Source organism: Flavobacterium panici, from assembly GCF_024499525.1.
Lineage (GTDB): Bacteria > Bacteroidota > Bacteroidia > Flavobacteriales > Flavobacteriaceae > Flavobacterium > Flavobacterium panici.
Genome location: NZ_CP100437.1, coordinates 5,441,433 through 5,458,915 on the forward strand (window position 1 = coordinate 5,441,433; position 17,483 = coordinate 5,458,915).

Consider the following 17,483-nt stretch of genomic DNA (forward strand, 5'->3'; position numbering starts at 1 on the left):
TTCTCCTTCGTCGAAATGACAAACTATAACGAACATTTTAAAGTTTGTGGCTATATTTTTATTTCTTCTTTCAATATATCTTTCATTGCTAAAACTCCGCCAGCAATACTTTTTATATTTTTAAATTGATGCTTTTGAAGCAATTCTGCTGCGATTTTACTTCTAATTCCAGATTGACAGAAAACATAAATCTTCTGGTTTTTATCCAGTTTTTCAATTTCATTTTCTAGATACAGCAAAGGAATCTGAATTTGATTTTTTAAACTGATTTTTGGTAATTCGTCCGCGTTTCTAACATCCAGAAATAAAACGGAATCATTGTTTATTTCATCCAAAATCGATTCAAAATTGACTTCTTCAACTTCAGATTTATTATATTTTTCTTCGAATGATTCTCTGCTTATTAACTGAAAATTACTTTTATCAAAATCATATTTTTGCTGTTCGTTGTTGAGGATATTATAAACTAATATTTTACCGCTTAAAACTTCACCAATTCCGAGAATCATTTTTAGGACTTCATTTGCCTGAAACATTCCGATAATTCCAACCGAAATTCCAATTACTCCGGCATCTTCACAATTTAAAGCATTGTTATTTTCATCTGGATATAAACATCTGTATGTTGGTCCGTTTTGATAATTGAAAACTGAAACCTGTCCCTGAAATCTAAAAATTGATCCGTAAACCATTGGTTTATTGGTTACCAAACAAGCATCATTTATTAAATATTTAATCGAAATATTATCTGTTGCGTCAACAATAATATCATATTTTTCGAATAACGAAAGGGCATTTTTACCTGATAATTTCTCAGCAAAAGCGTTGACTTTTACAAGCGGATTCAATTCTGAAAACATTAATTTAGCTTCTTCAACTTTAGATTTTCCAACAGCCGAACTTTTGTAAATTACCTGACGATGCAAATTCGTAATTTCAATATCATCATCATCTACAATCCCTATTTCTCCAACTCCGGCTGCAGCCAAATAAGGCAGAATTGCCGCGCCCAAACCTCCGGCACCAATAACCAAAACTTTAGCTTTCGATAATTTGTACTGACCATCCTCTCCTATTTCAGGAAGAATTATTTGTCGGTTATATCGGTTTGATGCACTCATAAATTAATTTTTATCCTCCGGCAAACGGCGGTAATAAAGCCACAATATCACTTGTTTGTAAATTGTAATCTGCTGCTTTTGAAACTATTTTTTGATTTACTGCTACGCTGAAAGAAAGCGATTCGAATTGGTATTTTTCGTTTAAATCTTGCAATAGTTTTTGCAGTGATAATTCTTCGGAAAAAGATAACTTTTCGAATTCACATTTTGTCTTTTCTGCAACAGCTCCAAAATATTTAATCTCGATCATTTTTATAAATTTAAATTCTGAAAAATGAATTCATCTTCAAAATGTTCCTGAAAATAGGAAATCCAGCTTGAAGTATTTCTAACCACTTCGCCAATCACAATAATAGCGGGCGATGATATATTTTTTTCAGCAACCAATTTAGTGATTGTATTGATAGTTCCAATCACTTTTTGTTCTGAATTTTTTGTTCCGTTTTGAATAATAGCGATGGGTAAATCGTCATTTCTGTTTTCCTGATAAATCGAAATTATTTCGTTCAATTTATGCATTCCCATCAAAATAACCACCGTCGCCGCCGATTTTGAAGCTAAAAGAACATCTTTTGATAATTTATGATCTGAAGTTGTTCCGGTTATTACCCAAAAACTTTCGGCCACTTTACGCTGTGTTAAACTAATTCCAACCGAAGCAGGAACGCCCAAAGCAGAGGAAATTCCGGGAACAATGGCAGTTTCAATTCCAAATTCTTCTGCAAACTCGATTTCTTCGCTTCCTCTTCCAAAAACAAACGGATCTCCGCCTTTTAAACGCACAACGTGTCCATGACTTTTAGCCATCGAAACAATCAAATCATTAATCTGATCTTGTGTGTAAGCATGACAGCCTAATCGTTTTCCAACAAAAACAATTTCTGCGTTTGATGCATATTCTAACAATTCTTCGTTGACCAAAGCATCATACAAAACTACATCGGCACTTTTTAAAGCTTTAATCGCTTTCATCGTAATCAATTCAACGTCGCCCGGACCTGCGCCCACAATCGTTAATTTTGGTGTTTTTAAGTTTTGCATAATCTCTAACTTAAATTGATATTCAGATCATTTAATTCGTCGGCCGAATTAATATTCGTCAAAGGAAAGTTTTCACTTTCTTCTATATTCAAAATTTGATGTGGCACTTTAGCCAATAAATCCATCATTTTTAATTCATCTGAATCAATAGCGCTTTTAATAATTGGAACAATCTTTTTTGAATAAATCCCAATTAATGGATGTGTTTTACTTTCGGAAGCAAAAACAGTTATTCCAGCTTCTTCTGTATGTTTTGAAATTAATTCCTGCAATAATTCAGTTGAAATCAACGGAATATCGCAGCTTAAAATCAAATTAAATTCGGCATCAGAATGGGATAAGGCGGTATAAATTCCACCTAACGGACCTTTATCTGAAATAATATCGGATATTTTTTCATACGGCAGATAATCGTATTCTTTTGATGCCGTAATTAGTTTTATTTGTTCTGTAATAGGCAAAATCGCCTTAATTATATGTTCTATAAATGGTTTTTCCTGAAACAGCACTAATCCTTTTTCAGACTGCATTCTGGAGCTTTTTCCACCGCAAAGAATAAATGTTGTTAATTTTGTTTCCATATCTTTTTTGTTTCAGGTTTTCTTTTATTTATTCTGCCACAGATTTCACAGATTAAACAGATTATTTAAAATACTTTGTCTTTATTCTTTTGCCACGAATTACACAAATTTCCACGAATTAATTTTTTGATTTTGCGAATAAAAATTTGTGATAATTCGTGCAATTCGTGGCAAATAAAAATCCTTTTAAATCTGTGAAATCTGTGGCAAAAACTCTGCAAACAGAAATTACAAATTTTCATTCTTTATATTTCAAGGAAAAATCAATTTGACGCTTGCCATCAAAATTACTGTTCCTAAAACCATTTTTAATGTTCTGTTAGAGAAAGAGCCGCTTCCGTAAAATCCGCCTAACATTCCTCCTATCACTGCAATTGGAACCAGATAAAAACTTTCCATCGGAATTGTTTTTCCTCCTAAAAAGAATCCTAACATTCCAGCTGTTGAATTCACAAAAATGAATAAACTCGAAACTGCAGCCGATTCTTTTACTGATGCCCATCCTAAAAACAATAAAATCGGACTCAGGATAATTCCGCCGCCTATTCCTAACATTCCTGATAATAAACCTATTGCAAAACCAATTACTAGTGCTATTGGAAGATTGATTTTTACTTCTTCTTTTTCTTTAAAATTAAATACTCCAAACAATCTCAATGCTGCAAAAACCAATACAATTCCTAAAATTATTTTATAAATCGCATTATCTAAAGTTATAAATCCGCCGATAAATGCTGCCGGAATTGAGGCAATCGCAAACGGATAAAAGAGCTTTGGTTTGAAAAAATTCTTTCGATAATAAAACAAAAATGAAATACTCGAAACAAACAAATTCAATAACAAAGCCGAAGGTTTCATAATCGAAACTGGGAAAGCAAAAATGCTCATCAAAGCCAAATACCCCGATGCGCCGCCATGACCAACGCTGGAATATAAAAACGCAATAACGATTAATGCGAAACTGAATAGTAATATGTTTTCGGAACTTAATAGGTTCATTTTTTTTTTTGTTTATTTTGTTTCAGGTTTAAAGTTTCAAGTTGTCAAGCTATATGTTTAAAATTACACACTGCTTTTCATCCTTAATAACAAAAATCTATTTTCTATACTCTTTATTCTATTTTCTTATTCTAAAAATCTAAAATCAACAATCTAAAATCTAAAATTTCTTAATCAATCGGCAATAATGTAACTAACTGTCCTTTTTTATATTCCTGAATATCTTCCGGAACAATAAGTAAACTGTTGGCTACGGCAAAAGTGTTGAGCATTGCGGAACTTTGTCCGTCGAGAACGGTGACTTTTGTTTCGTCGTATTTAGCTTTTAAGAATAATGTTTTTCCTGTAGTATTCTTAATATCCGAATTTAATTTTCGAACTACTTTTGTTTTATGAATTTCTGAAAATCCTAATTTGTTTTTAATTGCGGGCGAAACGTAAATGTAAAAATTCGTCAGCGATGAAGCTGGGTTTCCGGGTAAAGCGAAAACTAAGGTTTCATTTTTTGATCCAAAAAACATTGGTTTTCCAGGTCTCTGATTGATTTTATAAAACAATTCCTGAACGCCGTTTTGCAATAAAGCTTCTTTTACAAAATCATAATCGCCAACTGAAATTCCGCCGGAAATTAAAACAACATCGTATTTTTTCAGAATGCTTTTAAGCGCTTTTTTTGTCGCTTTCAAATTATCTTTTACTCTGTAAACTTTTGTTTTTTTGATTCCGATAGTTTCCAGCGCTGCTTCCAGCATAAATGAATTACTTTCGAAAATTTTTCCTTTTTTAAGCTTTTTTCCCGGTTGAACTAATTCGTTTCCGGTTACTAAAATGGCTACTTTCGGTTTTTTATAAACCTCAACTTCTGTGATTCCTAAACAGGCTAAAAATCCAATTGCTGCGGGCGTGATTAAAGTATTGGCTTCAAAAACTACAGCATCTTTCGTAATTTGTTCTCCTTTTGGGCGAACGTTTGAAAGTTTCTCAGGCATTGTGGCAATCAAAATAGAATTTTTATTTGCCATTACATGTTCCTGCATCACTACAGTATCTGCGTTATCAGGGACAAATGCGCCTGTAAATATTCGAATTGCTTCGTTTGCTTTTAATTTTACATTTGAATGATCTCCAGCCTGTGAAGTCCCAACAATATCATATTGATGTTTGATGCTGTGTGTAAAGGCATATCCATCCATAGCCGATTGGCGAAACGGCGGCATGTCAATTGGAGAAATTACTTTTTCTGCCAAAACATATCCTAACGCTTTGCTAACCGAAATTAGCTTTGTCGACATTTTATTGCTGTTCGCCTCAATAATAGCTATAGCATCTTCTACTTTAATCATTCGTGTTATTTTTACAAGCAAAAAATACTTATTACAAATATAAGTATTTTTACTTAGTTAAATCAATTAAGTACCTAAATTTTTTAAAAATATAAATTTAGCTTAATTCTTTTAAATACCGAGCGAAAAAATCAAATAGCTTTTAAAGTTGAAGTGTTTGATTTACTTTCTTTTAAAATTACCTTTAGGAAGATAATATAACCACGCAAAACCAATAAAAAATAGTATTGCAGAAGCTATAAAGGCTGGAATTAATATTTCCTTGTTATTTTCTAATGCATTATTTAAGGACGCATATAAAAGCCAGATTTGAATGCTGACGTTTAAAATCAGAATAAAAATAAGTGTCGAAAGTATATTGTTCAGCTTATTAGGGTTAGCGCGATTCTGGCTTCGTCTAAAAGTACTCATATCTATAAATTTAAATTATACAATCTAACTGTCTTTTTTCTCTATCATTGTTTTTACAAAAACAGCATTTTCTTTAAATATCACTTCTAACTGTGGTAAAGCTCTTGGCGGCGGACCTGCAATTACATCTCCTGTCATGGCATCAAATGAACCTTCGTGACATGGACAATGGATGATTCCGGTTCCGGGTTTGTAAAATACGGAGCAGGAAAGATGCGTACATTTTTGCTCGTAAGCCCTAAAATCACCGCTTTCTAAGTGAATTAATATATACGGAATTGTACTTCCTTCTAAAACAAAACCACGAGTTCCGCCTACGGGAACATCTTCTTTATTACAGATGAAATGTTCGCCTTGTACTTCTTCTTTTGGTAGTAAAAAGGCTTTTGCGGTTACGAATCCGCTTCCTACCATTAATCCGCCGGATACAAAAGTCAGGAATTTAGCAAAATCGCGTCGGCTGACCTGAGTTGATTCCTGTTTTTTAATGGGGAAATCTTTTTTCCAGTTTTGATTTAAATTATCTTCTTTTGACATGATTCTGGTTTAATAAATTCTTAATTCTGTACTGCCTTTTGGCATCATAATATTGACTTTTGTTTTGACTTTTTCCTGTCCAAAAATGAAATTGTTGACTGGCGTACTGTTCGGTCTCATTTCCTCGATTTGTTCCCTTGTTCCGTAAAACAATGCACCGCTTGGACAAACTGTAGCGCACATTGGCTTTTTACCTACGCTTGTTCTGTCGTAACACATCGTGCATTTCATCATTAAATCGTATTCTTCGACTTTTTTAGGTACACCAAAAGGACAAGCCATAACACAGTTTGAACATCCTATACATCTTTCGGTATTTGCGGTATGTACTACACCAAATTCATCTTGTGAAATCGCATCTGCCGGACAGACATTCGCACAAACCGGGTCTTCGCAATGCATACAAACCTGAACTGTGGTTTGTATTGTCGAAGCACGATCTACATAATTTACGCTTATTAAAGTTTGCTGGCCGTTGGTTTCACATTCGGCGCAGGCCATTTCGCAGGCTTTGCAGCCAATACAGCGCTGCATATCTACAAAAAACTCTTCGTTTGTATTAAAATTGGTCAAATTCATAACTTCATTTTTTTATAGATTAAACACTTGCATACGCTTCAGATTCTTTGGCTGGCGGTGCTATTTTTCCCTGCGGATCTAATAAACAGGCGCAGACTTTAAACTCTGGAATTTTAGAAATCGGGTCTAAAGTTCCCGGCGTTAATTGATTGGCAGATTTGTGTCCCGGCCAGTGATACGGAATGAAAACAGTATCTTTTCTAATGGTTTCTACAATATTGGCAGGAAAAATTCCTTCGCCTCTTCTTGTTGCTACTCTTATTAATTCTCTTTGTTTGATTCCGTATTTTTCTGCTAATTCAGGATGAATTTCTAACATGGGCTCTGGAAACTGATCTACCAATTTTCCAATTCGGCGCGTTTGCGTTCCGCTTAAATATTGCGAAACTACGCGACCAGTTGTCAATGTTATTGGATATTCTTCATCGGTAACTTCACCCGGAAGTTTGTATGGTGCGGGATTAAAATGCGCTTTTCCGTCTGGAGTTTTAAACTTTTTATCTTCCCATAATCTTGGTGTTCCCGGATGATCTTCGGTTGGACAAGGCCAGAAAACGCCCATATTATCTTCTACTTTTTTATACGTGATTCCGAAATAATCTGCTGTCCCGCCTTTTGAAGCGACACGCAATTCATTGAAGATTTGTTCACTATTATCATAATTGAATTTATCTTCTTCTCCCAGTCTTTTGGCAATTTCTAATAAAATTGAAGTATCAGTTCTGGCTTCACCCGGAGGTGTAACCGCTTGTCTGATTCTAATCACTCTTCCTTCTGCAGAAGTTGTTGTTCCTTCTTCTTCTTCCTGTAAAGATCCTGCCAAAACAATATCGGCATGACGCGCCGTTTCATTCAAAAAGAAATCGATACAAACGTAAAACTCTAATTTTTCAAGAGCAGAACGTACATAGTTATTGTTTGGAAGCGAAACCAGCGGATTGAAACAAATGGAAATTAATCCTTTGATTTCGTCTCTGTGAATGGCTTCTATAATTTCATAAGCCGTAAGTCCTTTTCCGGGTAAATCTTTTTCGTCAATTCCCCAAATTTCTGATATGTACTTTCGGTGTTCCGGATTTTCAATGTCCCTGTTTCCGGGCAATTGATCACATTTATGTCCGTGTTCTCTACCGCCCTGACCATTTCCTTGTCCGGTGATAGTTCCGTAACCACAATATGGTCTTCCAATTCTTCCTGTTGCCAAAACAAGATTAATACAGCCTAAAACATTATCAACACCTTTTGAGTGATGTTCGATACCGCGCGCGTGCAGTAAAAAGCTTGTTTTTGCTTTTCCCCATAATTCGGCGGCAGCTTTTATTTTTTCTTTATCAATTCCGGTAACTTCTTCTGCCCATTCTAAAGTATAATCTTTAACGGCATCAATTGTTTCCTGAAATCCTGATGTATAATTATCTATAAAATCATGATCTAACATGTCGTGATCTACCAAATATTTCAGCATTGCGCCGTATAAAGCAGAATCTGTTCCGGGTTTTACATCTAAGTGAATATCGGACGTTCTTGCCAACGGAATCATTCTTGGATCGATCACAATTAATTTTGCACCGCGATCTCTGGCTTTCCAAATCCAATGTGTTAGCGTTGGGAAAGTTTCACTGATATTGGCTCCGGCTACAATAATAACTTCGGCATATTCTAAGTCAGAATAATTATTTGAAGCTCGGTCTAAACCAAATGCTTTTTTATTTCCGGCTCCGGCGCTTACCATACAAAGTCTTCCGTTGTAATCTAGGTTTCTTGTTTTTAAAGCGACACGGGCAAATTTTCCAACTAAATAACTTTTTTCGTTGGTTAATGAAACTCCAGATAACATAGAGAAAGCGTGTTTTCCGTATTTTTCCTGAATCCTTTTTATTTCAGAAACGGTTTTATCCATCGCATCATCCCAAGAAACTTTTTCAAAACCTTTTCCTTCTACTCTTTGTATCGGATGCAAAAGTCGGTCTGGGTGATTATTTTGAAGATACCTTTGAACTCCTTTTGGACACAAACGTCCTTCGTTAAACGGAAATTCCATCCACGGTTCAAAACCTACTACTTTATTTTCTTTCACTAATAATTGAATTCCACACTGCATGCCGCAAAAGCAGCAATGTGTTTTTACAACGTCATCTGGTTCGTCTCTTCCGTCGTAACCGTCTACTGGTGCATAATTCAAATGCGGACCAAATTGTTCAATTATTTTTTCAGTTGATACGGGTAGTTTTGCCATATTTTTTAGTTTTCAGTTTTCGGTCGCAGTTTTCAGTCTTGGTTTACAGAATTAGTACTGTAAACTAAAAACTGCGACTGAATACTTTTTTATAATTATCCAAATAAATTTCCGCCTTCTAGTCTGGCTTTTAGGTGTGCTTGAGCAAGGCGTGATCTTTTTCCTTCGGGGCTTAAATCGAGGTGAGAAGTTCCGTCTTCGTGGGTAAAATCAAAACCTAATTCTTTGGTTACGATTTTTAAATCATTGATATGAAGCTGGGTTGCAAATTCTTCTCCGGTATGCGGACAAACTGCCATTCCTTTTTTTATTCCTTCTTGTTTATAGATGTGTGCTCCAATTTGCGCCGGACGCTGGATGATATGAAAGAATTTCCCAAACGGAATCCAGATTAAAAACATGATTACCGTTACAGCATGAATTACGGCTAAGAAATCATATGCAAAACCTTTCATGAACTGATAGGAATATGTTAGACATAATCCGGTAACTGAAATAGCTATTAATAGAATTAAGGGCAACAAATCACCTTCAAAAGTTTGGGTTGCAATTAATCCGGGATTGGTTAATCTTCTTCTTAAATAATAAACAGATCCTATAATTACTAACCATGAAGACCAATTTAAGGCATGAAAAATCAGAAAAGCCAAAAATGAATTTATTTGAAAATCCATCATTTTAAATCCGAAGAAATGTGCTTCGTAAATGGAAATTGAATTTGGTGCGAGCGTAAAGTGAATCCATCCAAATGTAAGCGGAATTGTGATGGCAAAAGCCGATAAACATCCTATTGCAATACAAAAATGGGCAAACCAGCGCCATTTGCTTCTTGGATAAATAAATTTTTGTACGACAATATTTTGTACTGATTCTTTTCCCAGAAACCATAAATGAGAAATTATTTTTCCTGTAAAAAGAAATTTAAGGCTTCTTTTAAAATACATCCACGTTGGAGGTCTTTGCAGCCAAACGGTATAGCGATACACGATTCCGAAGAAGGCAAAAACAGTTCCGAATAAATAAGTGACTAATGCTGCATCAAAATTTTGTAATTGTCTTGATCCGTAAAACACTAGCACAATTGTGAGTATAGAAACTAGTGTTGCAACAAGTAAGGCTTTGGTATTAAATGTTTTATCTTTCATCCTTAATTTTTAATTTAATGATTACTTCTTAACTTGGTTTCTCACAATTTTTACGATTGTAGAACCACCAATTGATACCTGTAGCTAATATAGTGAAAAAACAAACACCTATAAAGAACTGATTTACAGTCCCATTAGCAGAAATATTATTCCCTATTAATTTAGAAAAGATAAAAGGTCCAAAAGCAGCTATTGCAGCTGTCCAGCCAATAACTCCGGCTGCCTGACGCGGATTTTCTTTAAATATGATTGGATATTGTCTAAAAGTACCTGCATTGCCAATTCCCGTAAAAAAGAACATTACTAAAATAACTGTAACAAAAAGAGGAAATTGATCCATACTTGTTGGTGCGACCAATCCTTGTGTTACCAATATAATGGCTCCACACAAAATCCCTAAACCTGTAATGGTTGTTAAGATTGCTCCTCCTACTTTATCAGCTACAAATCCAAAAGCAATTCGACTTGCAGAACCTAATAATGGGCCATAGAACGCATACACTAAAGGATCTGGTGCATTTGGAAAATCTCCGTATAAAAATTTAATCATTAATGGAAAAGCCGCAGATAAACCTGCAAAAGTTCCAAAAGTCATTAAGTAAGTAATCGTACAATACCAGGTATGTTTATTTGAAAAAATGTCCATTTGTTCTTTTACAGAGGCCATCATTGGAATACTTTTTAAATAAAACCAGCTTAAAATTGCCATGATTAGTAAAAATGGAACGTACCAAAATGCTGCAGACTGTAAGTAGATCTCTGATTTTTTAACGGCTGTATTTTCAGGATTAATGTTGTCTAAGATTTTTTCGGCTAATTTTGGATTTGCATTTGCAATGGCTTTTGCTTTTGCTTTTACTGGTAATGCATTAAAAATAATAACGTTATCAGTAGAGTTTACCGCAGCACTTACAGAATCAATTACGTTTTTCTTTATGTTAGAAAGTATTTTAGTCTGAACTTCTGCATCAAATGTTGCAAAAACTTCTTTTTGTTTTTCCAGACTGGATGTTTGTAAAAGGGTTAATGTTTCTTTAGGATCAACGCTTGTAAAACCAGATGCAGCACCATAAATACCAACACTAATTATAAGAGGCGTTACAAATTGCGCGATCGAAACCCCAAAATTTCCTATTCCTGCCTGAATTCCTAATGCGGTTCCTTTTAATCTTTGCGGAAAAAATAAACTTGTACTTGGCATATAAGATGAAAAATCTCCTCCGCCAAAACCTGTTGTAAAAGCCAAAACTGCAAAAACCCAAAATGGTGTATTTACATTCATAATGGCAAAACCAATCCCTATAACTGGAATTAATTTAATTAATGTTGCAAAAGATACAATATGTCGTGTCCCGAAAATGGGTAATAAAAAAGTATGAATAATTCGTAATAATCCCGCCGCTAATCCCGGAATTGCTGTTAACCAGAAAAGCTGATCTTTAGAAAAACTAAATCCTAATCCAGGTAGTTTAACTGCGATTACGCTCATCATAAACCAAGAGGCAAATGATAATATTAATGTTAATGTTGTTATTGTTAATGTTCTCCATGCAATTTTACTTCCGCCAGAGTTCCAAAACGCATCATCTTCCGGTTCCCATTTGTCTAACCAAGTTTTCATATATCTATTGTTTAATTTTTATTTTTTAATGATTACTTTCTATATCTCTTGTAAAGTTTGGCAGTTTAGTTCGTGTTGCATTTATAATTGTTCGATGCATCCACAATAAACAAAGCACAGAAACTACAAAAATGAATATCCATGAGCTGGTCCAAAGTCCTGTATAGTTTAATAAATAACCAAAGATTATAGGACCGACAAATCCGCCTAAACCTCCTATTAATCCAACCATGCCGCCCACAACTCCTACTTCATTTGGGAAATACTCCGGAATGTGTTTATAAACTGCCGCTTTTCCAATTCCCCATGAAATTCCTATTAGAATTACCAGAACCAGATATACCCAAAGATTTGCACTGAATTTAATTTGAGTTATTCCCTGTGCTAACAATTCTTTCTTTTTAACTTCTTGATTTTGTTTGACAATAATTTCCTGCCAAGAGCTTTTTTCGGGAAAAATTGATGTTTCGCTATGCTGCAATATTTCTTTTTTATTTATGGAATGTATTTTTTCGCCAACCATAATTTTATCAGCCGAAACTTCTGTTACAATTCCATTATTCATTGCCAAAACGCCCGGACCTGCGGTGTAAATTTCCATTTTTGGAAACATTAATAAAAAGCTGATTACAATTGATGAGCCTAAAACCCAATACATTACTTTTCTGGCTCCAAATTTATCTGAGAGATATCCTCCAAAAGCTCTGATTACACCAGATGGTAAACTGAACATTGTAGCAAACAAACCGCCCATTACTAAGGTTGTATGATATACATTCATGAAATTAGGAAGAAGCCATTGTGAGTATGCCACGAAGAAACCAAATACTAAAAAGTAATAAGCTCCAAAACGCCAGACACGGACATTTTTGAGTGGAGAGATTAATTGTGTTATTGTTTTTGAAACTGTTGGGTTCTTTTTATTTTTAGCAAAAACAATAAAAAGAAACCCTATGATAACAAGTGTAGCTGCGTAAATAACAGGAAGCATTTTCCAACCGTTTATTGGATCTTTTTCGGATAAATGATTTAGTAAAGTTGGTGCAATAAAAGTAGTAATTGCTGCGCCTGCATTTCCCATTCCGAAAATTCCCAAGGCTCTTCCCTGCCATTCTTTTGGATACCAAATTGATGTATATCCAATACCGACTGCAAAGCTTGTTCCAACTAATCCGAAGAAAAAACTTAAAACAGCAAAACTCCAGAACGAATTTGCAAAAGGCAGTAAAAAAAGTGGTACGGAACATAATAAAAGCAATATAGAAAATACAATTTTACCTCCATATTTATCTGTCAGGATACCTATTGGAAGTCTGAAAATCGAGCCCGAAAGAATTGGAATTCCTAATAACCATCCTGTTTCTACAACAGTAAAATTAAATATTCCTTTGTCTGCTAAATACGTAATTAAAACACCATTTAGCGTCCAGCAGGCAAAACATATTGTAAAGGCCAGTGTATTTAGAAATAGAATTCTGTGAGATTGAGAAAGATTACTCATATAAAAAATTTAAAATAGTATTAAACTAAATATGCTTCAGTAAAACGACAAAATTAAAATCTTCAAAACTGACAAAAAATGACATATATCATATTAAAGACCATAAGTCTTCAATACAACAATCACGATAAAACATTATTAATTACGTAGTTATAAAAATATATAAATAATATTTTTATCAAATAAAGGCTTATATCTGAATTTTTATTTGTAAGAATTATGTTTTTTAATTCTTTAAGGGGTGGTCTTTCTTTTTTTCTCTGTATAAATAGCCAAGAAATTAGGTTCTAAACTTCAAATACAAAATTGATTCTCTAAAATTATAAAAAATACAAACACTAATGTGTTAATTATTAATATTTTACATATTAATTTTTATTAAAAAAACTGCTAAACAAATTTGATAGCCATAATTGAGAATTTTATTTTAATAAGTGAAATTTTTTTGCTGTATCAACTAAAATTTCCATATGCAGACGTTTTTTAATCTTTTTCAGGTCTTTTTATGTTGGATTTTTAATTTGCTAAGGATTTAAAAACGAGTAAATTAAATGTAAAATACTACATTTTTAAGTCTTCTAAAAAAATAATTTAACATATTTAAAAGCCTACAAACCTAATTTAAATAATTGAAAATCAATAATTTAATTAAATTTAAAAGTTTTAATAAAAAAAATATTTTATGCTTTTCTAAAAAAAGTTTACTAAACTTTTGGTTTTTATTATATTAAAATTAACTTTGTCTATAGGATTAGTAGAGTTATAAAATAATATTCGAAACCAAAAAAGCTATATTTTGAAAACAACCGAAAGCATATCGTATTATATTCTTCCAAAAAATGATACTTATAACAATTGTTGTTATATGTGCTTCTGTTGTTAATTACCAACGCAATCCGTTCGTTATTAGATTAAATTCTAAATCTAAAAAACGAAATCTCAATTTCACCACCAGATTACTTTTATTGAAAATACAATCATCTAATTGATGCATAAACTGCAGCAAAAGGATTTTTGAATATACCTATATTTTAAAAGAAAACAATTAACCAACTAAAAAATAACTAAAATGAAAACAATGCAAACCTGCTGCTGTAAATAAAAAAAGCCATTTCTGCGGCAACAGAAATGGCGAGGCTTAAAGAACATTTATCACTAAATCAAGGAAACAATCAGAGTGCTGAAAATTCAGCTCTCAGGGCGCCTTGTTAATTACTTAAACCATTACAAAGAAATGAAAAAAAATATAAACCTCATTTTATGGGTTACAATTTTGTTAACATCCCTGCAATTTCAGGCACAAAATACAACACCGCTTATTCAATCTAAACTCGACGGAACGGTAGTCGATGATATTACAAATCAGCCAATTATAGGTGCATCAGTAACAATTAAAGGTACAACTCACGGTGTACAGACAGATGCTGAAGGAAAATTTTATTTTCAAACGGGTCAGAAATTTCCTTACACCTTAATCGTAAGTTACATAGGATATAAGAAACTAGAATTTATAGTAGAGAAAAATCCGGTTACGATTCATTTAAAAGAAGAAAGACAAGAACTGGACGAATTAGTTGTTGTGGGTTACGGAACTCAAAAGAGAAAAGACATTACGGGTTCTGTAGCTTCTGTTCCAAAAGCTAACTTATCCCAGGTAACTTCATCGGCAGATAACTTATTACGAGGCGCTGTTGCCGGTGTGGTAGTTACGCAAAGTTCGGGTCGTCCGGGTGCGTCTTCAAGTGTACGTATTCGTGGAGGAAACTCAATCACAGCGGGTAACGAGCCTTTATATGTAGTAGACGGAATTTTAATTTACAATGACAACAATAACAGTTCTGCCGGAATATCTAATGCCGGAGCAAGTTTAAATGTTTTGTCTACTATAAATCCTGCTGATATTGAATCTATTGAAGTATTAAAAGATGCCTCTGCAACTGCAATTTACGGTTCTCGTGGTGCAAATGGAGTTGTTATTATTACAACTAAAAAAGGAACAAAAGGACAGGATAATATTTCATACCAAGGTTATTTTGGATTTCAAAATGTTTCAAAAAGACTTCACGTAATGAATGCCAGCCAATGGGCAAGTTTACGAAATGATGTTCAGGCAAGTATTGGTCAGGCTCCGTCTTTTTCTGCAGCGCAGATAGAGGCTTTTAAAACTTCTGGAAGTTACGACTGGCAGGATGCAGCATTTAGAACTGCGGCTCCGGTTCAAAATCATCAATTATCATTTTCAGGCGGAGACGAAAGATCAAGATATGCCGTTTCTGCAGGATATTTTGATCAGGAAGGTACTGTTCTGGGATCTGATTTTAGACGTATCTCTCTTCGTATCAATTACGAAAGAAACTATTCTCAAAACTTTAAATTTGGTATTAATGCCAATTACAGCAACTCACTTTCTAATGGTATAGCAAATAACGGAAGCGGAGGAAGAAATCCAAACCCTCTGGTTAGTGTTTTATTAACTGCTCCTGTAGTGCCAATTAGAAATGAAAATGGAAGTTACAATGTAACTAACAATCCATACGCAACTTCTGTTAACGGTTTTGTTCCAAACCCAATTAATGATTTGGAAAATACAATTAACGAAACTAAAATAAATAGAATTCTAACCAGCTTATTTGGTGAATATAAAATCACTAAAAAACTGACTGCTAAAGTTGCTGTAAGCGGTGACGTTATCAATACTAAACAAAACTATTATGCGCCTGCAAATACTTCAAACGGTGCAGGAACAAAAGGTTCAGCTGCAGTTGGAGACAGATTGGTAAGTTCTGTATTAAATGAAAACACTTTAAATTATAATACCAACTTCGGTGAAAACCATAAATTCTCAGCTTTAGGAGGTTATACACTTCAATATACCCAAGGTGAAGTCGTTACAGCTGGAGCTAATACATTTGTAAATGATGCCAATACGTATAATGCACTTCAGGATGGTGTTGCGGTAAAACCTGGCAGTGATGCTTTTGAAAGTGTTTTAAAATCATGGCTGGCGAGAGTTAACTATTCTTATAAAGGAAAATACAACTTTACACTTTCTGCACGTGCGGATGGATCTTCAAGATTTGGTTCAGAGTCACTTTGGGGTTATTTCCCTTCAGCAGGTTTCTCATGGAATATTACGGATGAAGAATTTGCAAACAACATTAAAGGTGTAACTGAGGCTAAACTTAGACTTACTGCCGGAACAACAGGAAACCAGGAAATTGGAAACTATTTAGCTTTAGCTCAAATGGGTTCTGTAAACTATTCTTTTGGCGGAACATTATACACTGGACTTGCTCCTACTCGATTAGCAAATCCGGACTTGAAATGGGAAAAAACAACACAGTATAATGTTGGTTTAGATTTATCATTATTAGAAAGAAAAATCAATTTTGTTTTTGATGTGTATTACAAAAAAACAAACGATTTGTTAATCAGCGTTCCGGTGCCGTTAACTTCAGGATATGCAAGTGTACTTCAAAATATTGGAGGTGTTGAAAATAAAGGTATCGAGATTGGTTTAACAACTGAAAACCTTAAAACAGAAAATTTCTCATGGAATTCTAATGTTGTGTTTTCTGCTAACAGAAATAAAGTTGTAGCTATAGGAAACGGAGTAAATCAGTTTTTCCCTGTAGTACCAAACGGTTCTTTATTGCAACAACAGCCGGTTACGGTAAAAGTGGGATTACCATTAGGAACTTTTTGGGGATACAGAACAAATGGAATTTTCCAGACTCAGGAAGAAGTTAATACACAGCCAAAAATCAACAGTTTAGCGAACACAAAAGTGGGAGACAGAAAATATGTTGATACAAACGGAGACGGTGTAATTACAGCTCTTGATAAAGGAAATTTAGGTTCATCTCAGCCAAAATTTGTTGGAAGTTTCAGTAACACGATTTCTTATAATGATTTTGATTTGAACTTTTCTTTCCAAGGTTCTTATGGCGCGAAAATCTTCAATGCTTTAAACCAGCAGTTAGAAATTTCTACTCTTGGAACAAATGCTAATGTTACGTTAGAAGATCGTTGGACACCAACAAATCCAAGTAACGAAATTCCGAGAGCAACAAGTTCACCGTTAGGAATTGTTTCTGAACGTTATGTAGAAGATGCTTCTTTCTTACGATTAAAACTAATCACGCTTGGTTATACATTACCTAAAAGTACCTCTAAAAAACTGGGAGCAAAAAGCGTAAAATTCTATGTTTCTGCAGAAAACCTTGTTACATGGACAAAATACACTGGTTATGATCCAGAGGTAAGTTCATACGAACAAAACAACTTATATCCGGGAATTGATTTTGGTTCTTATCCAAACTCAAAAACATTCATCTCGGGCTTGAACGTAACTTTCTAAGTAAAAAA

14 protein-coding genes are annotated in these 17,483 nt (G+C 34.1%); 1 reads left to right on the top strand and 13 read right to left on the bottom strand.

What is annotated here, in order from left to right; translation table 11 throughout:
• Window positions 1–50 precede the first annotated feature (50 nt).
• From moeB to NLJ00_RS22730, 13 genes are all read right to left on the bottom strand, one after another.
• The gene (moeB, locus tag NLJ00_RS22670; RefSeq protein ID WP_256635510.1) at window positions 51–1,121 is read right to left on the bottom strand and encodes a HesA/MoeB/ThiF family protein; all 1,071 of its coding nucleotides are present in this window, start codon (window positions 1,119–1,121) and stop codon (window positions 51–53) included.
• A 10-nt stretch (window positions 1,122–1,131) separates the two neighbouring features.
• Window positions 1,132–1,371, bottom strand: a complete 240-nt coding sequence (locus NLJ00_RS22675; protein WP_053470280.1) for a MoaD/ThiS family protein — start codon at window positions 1,369–1,371, stop codon at window positions 1,132–1,134.
• Between the two features lie 2 nt (window positions 1,372–1,373).
• Window positions 1,374–2,162, bottom strand: a complete 789-nt coding sequence (gene cobA, locus NLJ00_RS22680; protein ID WP_056202691.1) for a uroporphyrinogen-III C-methyltransferase — start codon at window positions 2,160–2,162, stop codon at window positions 1,374–1,376.
• A gap of 5 nt (window positions 2,163–2,167) precedes the next feature.
• Entirely contained in the window at window positions 2,168–2,743 is a 576-nt protein-coding gene (locus NLJ00_RS22685) for a molybdenum cofactor guanylyltransferase (protein WP_256635511.1), read from the bottom strand.
• Between the two features lie 252 nt (window positions 2,744–2,995).
• On the bottom strand, window positions 2,996–3,742 hold the full coding sequence (locus NLJ00_RS22690; protein WP_256635512.1) for a sulfite exporter TauE/SafE family protein: 747 nt from the start codon (window positions 3,740–3,742) through the stop codon (window positions 2,996–2,998).
• Window positions 3,743–3,912: 170 nt separating this feature from the next.
• Complete coding sequence (locus NLJ00_RS22695; RefSeq protein WP_256635513.1) at window positions 3,913–5,085, bottom strand: molybdopterin molybdotransferase MoeA; 1,173 nt, start codon at window positions 5,083–5,085, stop codon at window positions 3,913–3,915.
• A gap of 162 nt (window positions 5,086–5,247) precedes the next feature.
• Window positions 5,248–5,496 (bottom strand): DUF6755 family protein, encoded by a 249-nt coding sequence (locus NLJ00_RS22700; RefSeq protein ID WP_053470284.1) that lies wholly within the window; start codon window positions 5,494–5,496, stop codon window positions 5,248–5,250.
• 24 nt (window positions 5,497–5,520) lie between these two features.
• Entirely contained in the window at window positions 5,521–6,033 is a 513-nt protein-coding gene (locus tag NLJ00_RS22705; protein ID WP_256635514.1) for a QcrA and Rieske domain-containing protein, read from the bottom strand.
• Window positions 6,034–6,042: 9 nt separating this feature from the next.
• Window positions 6,043–6,612 carry a 4Fe-4S dicluster domain-containing protein gene (locus NLJ00_RS22710; RefSeq protein ID WP_053470286.1) on the bottom strand — a complete coding sequence of 190 codons (570 nt, stop codon included), beginning with the start codon at window positions 6,610–6,612 and terminating at the stop codon, window positions 6,043–6,045.
• Window positions 6,613–6,631: 19 nt separating this feature from the next.
• Entirely contained in the window at window positions 6,632–8,848 is a 2,217-nt protein-coding gene (locus NLJ00_RS22715; protein WP_256635515.1) for a molybdopterin oxidoreductase family protein, read from the bottom strand.
• Window positions 8,849–8,943: 95 nt separating this feature from the next.
• Entirely contained in the window at window positions 8,944–9,993 is a 1,050-nt protein-coding gene (locus tag NLJ00_RS22720; protein WP_053470288.1) for a hypothetical protein, read from the bottom strand.
• A 28-nt stretch (window positions 9,994–10,021) separates the two neighbouring features.
• Window positions 10,022–11,614 carry a magnesium transporter MgtE N-terminal domain-containing protein gene (locus NLJ00_RS22725; protein ID WP_256635516.1) on the bottom strand — a complete coding sequence of 531 codons (1,593 nt, stop codon included), beginning with the start codon at window positions 11,612–11,614 and terminating at the stop codon, window positions 10,022–10,024.
• Between the two features lie 25 nt (window positions 11,615–11,639).
• Window positions 11,640–13,115, bottom strand: coding sequence for an MFS transporter (locus NLJ00_RS22730; protein WP_256635517.1), 1,476 nt, complete (start codon window positions 13,113–13,115; stop codon window positions 11,640–11,642).
• 1,234 nt (window positions 13,116–14,349) lie between these two features.
• On the opposite strand from NLJ00_RS22730, the gene NLJ00_RS22735 reads away from it, so the two are divergent.
• A complete protein-coding gene (locus NLJ00_RS22735) occupies window positions 14,350–17,475 on the top strand; it encodes a SusC/RagA family TonB-linked outer membrane protein (RefSeq protein WP_180858444.1) in 3,126 nt (1,041 codons plus the stop codon).
• Window positions 17,476–17,483: the final 8 nt, after the last annotated feature.

Excerpts from the sequence above, each read along its gene's own strand:
- NLJ00_RS22690 (WP_256635512.1), bottom strand. The coding sequence starts at position 3,742 with ATGAACCTATTAAGTTCCGAAAACATATTACTATTCAGTTTCGCATTA.
- moeB (WP_256635510.1), bottom strand. The coding sequence starts at position 1,121 with ATGAGTGCATCAAACCGATATAACCGACAAATAATTCTTCCTGAAATA.
- NLJ00_RS22715 (WP_256635515.1), bottom strand. The coding sequence starts at position 8,848 with ATGGCAAAACTACCCGTATCAACTGAAAAAATAATTGAACAATTTGGT.
- NLJ00_RS22685 (WP_256635511.1), bottom strand. The coding sequence starts at position 2,743 with ATGGAAACAAAATTAACAACATTTATTCTTTGCGGTGGAAAAAGCTCC.
- NLJ00_RS22735 (WP_180858444.1), top strand. The coding sequence starts at position 14,350 with ATGAAAAAAAATATAAACCTCATTTTATGGGTTACAATTTTGTTAACA.
- NLJ00_RS22730 (WP_256635517.1), bottom strand. The coding sequence starts at position 13,115 with ATGAGTAATCTTTCTCAATCTCACAGAATTCTATTTCTAAATACACTG.
- NLJ00_RS22705 (WP_256635514.1), bottom strand. The coding sequence starts at position 6,033 with ATGTCAAAAGAAGATAATTTAAATCAAAACTGGAAAAAAGATTTCCCC.
- cobA (WP_056202691.1), bottom strand. The coding sequence starts at position 2,162 with ATGCAAAACTTAAAAACACCAAAATTAACGATTGTGGGCGCAGGTCCG.
- NLJ00_RS22720 (WP_053470288.1), bottom strand. The coding sequence starts at position 9,993 with ATGAAAGATAAAACATTTAATACCAAAGCCTTACTTGTTGCAACACTA.
- NLJ00_RS22695 (WP_256635513.1), bottom strand. The coding sequence starts at position 5,085 with ATGATTAAAGTAGAAGATGCTATAGCTATTATTGAGGCGAACAGCAAT.
- NLJ00_RS22700 (WP_053470284.1), bottom strand. The coding sequence starts at position 5,496 with ATGAGTACTTTTAGACGAAGCCAGAATCGCGCTAACCCTAATAAGCTG.
- NLJ00_RS22725 (WP_256635516.1), bottom strand. The coding sequence starts at position 11,614 with ATGAAAACTTGGTTAGACAAATGGGAACCGGAAGATGATGCGTTTTGG.
- NLJ00_RS22675 (WP_053470280.1), bottom strand. The coding sequence starts at position 1,371 with ATGATCGAGATTAAATATTTTGGAGCTGTTGCAGAAAAGACAAAATGT.
- NLJ00_RS22710 (WP_053470286.1), bottom strand. The coding sequence starts at position 6,612 with ATGAATTTGACCAATTTTAATACAAACGAAGAGTTTTTTGTAGATATG.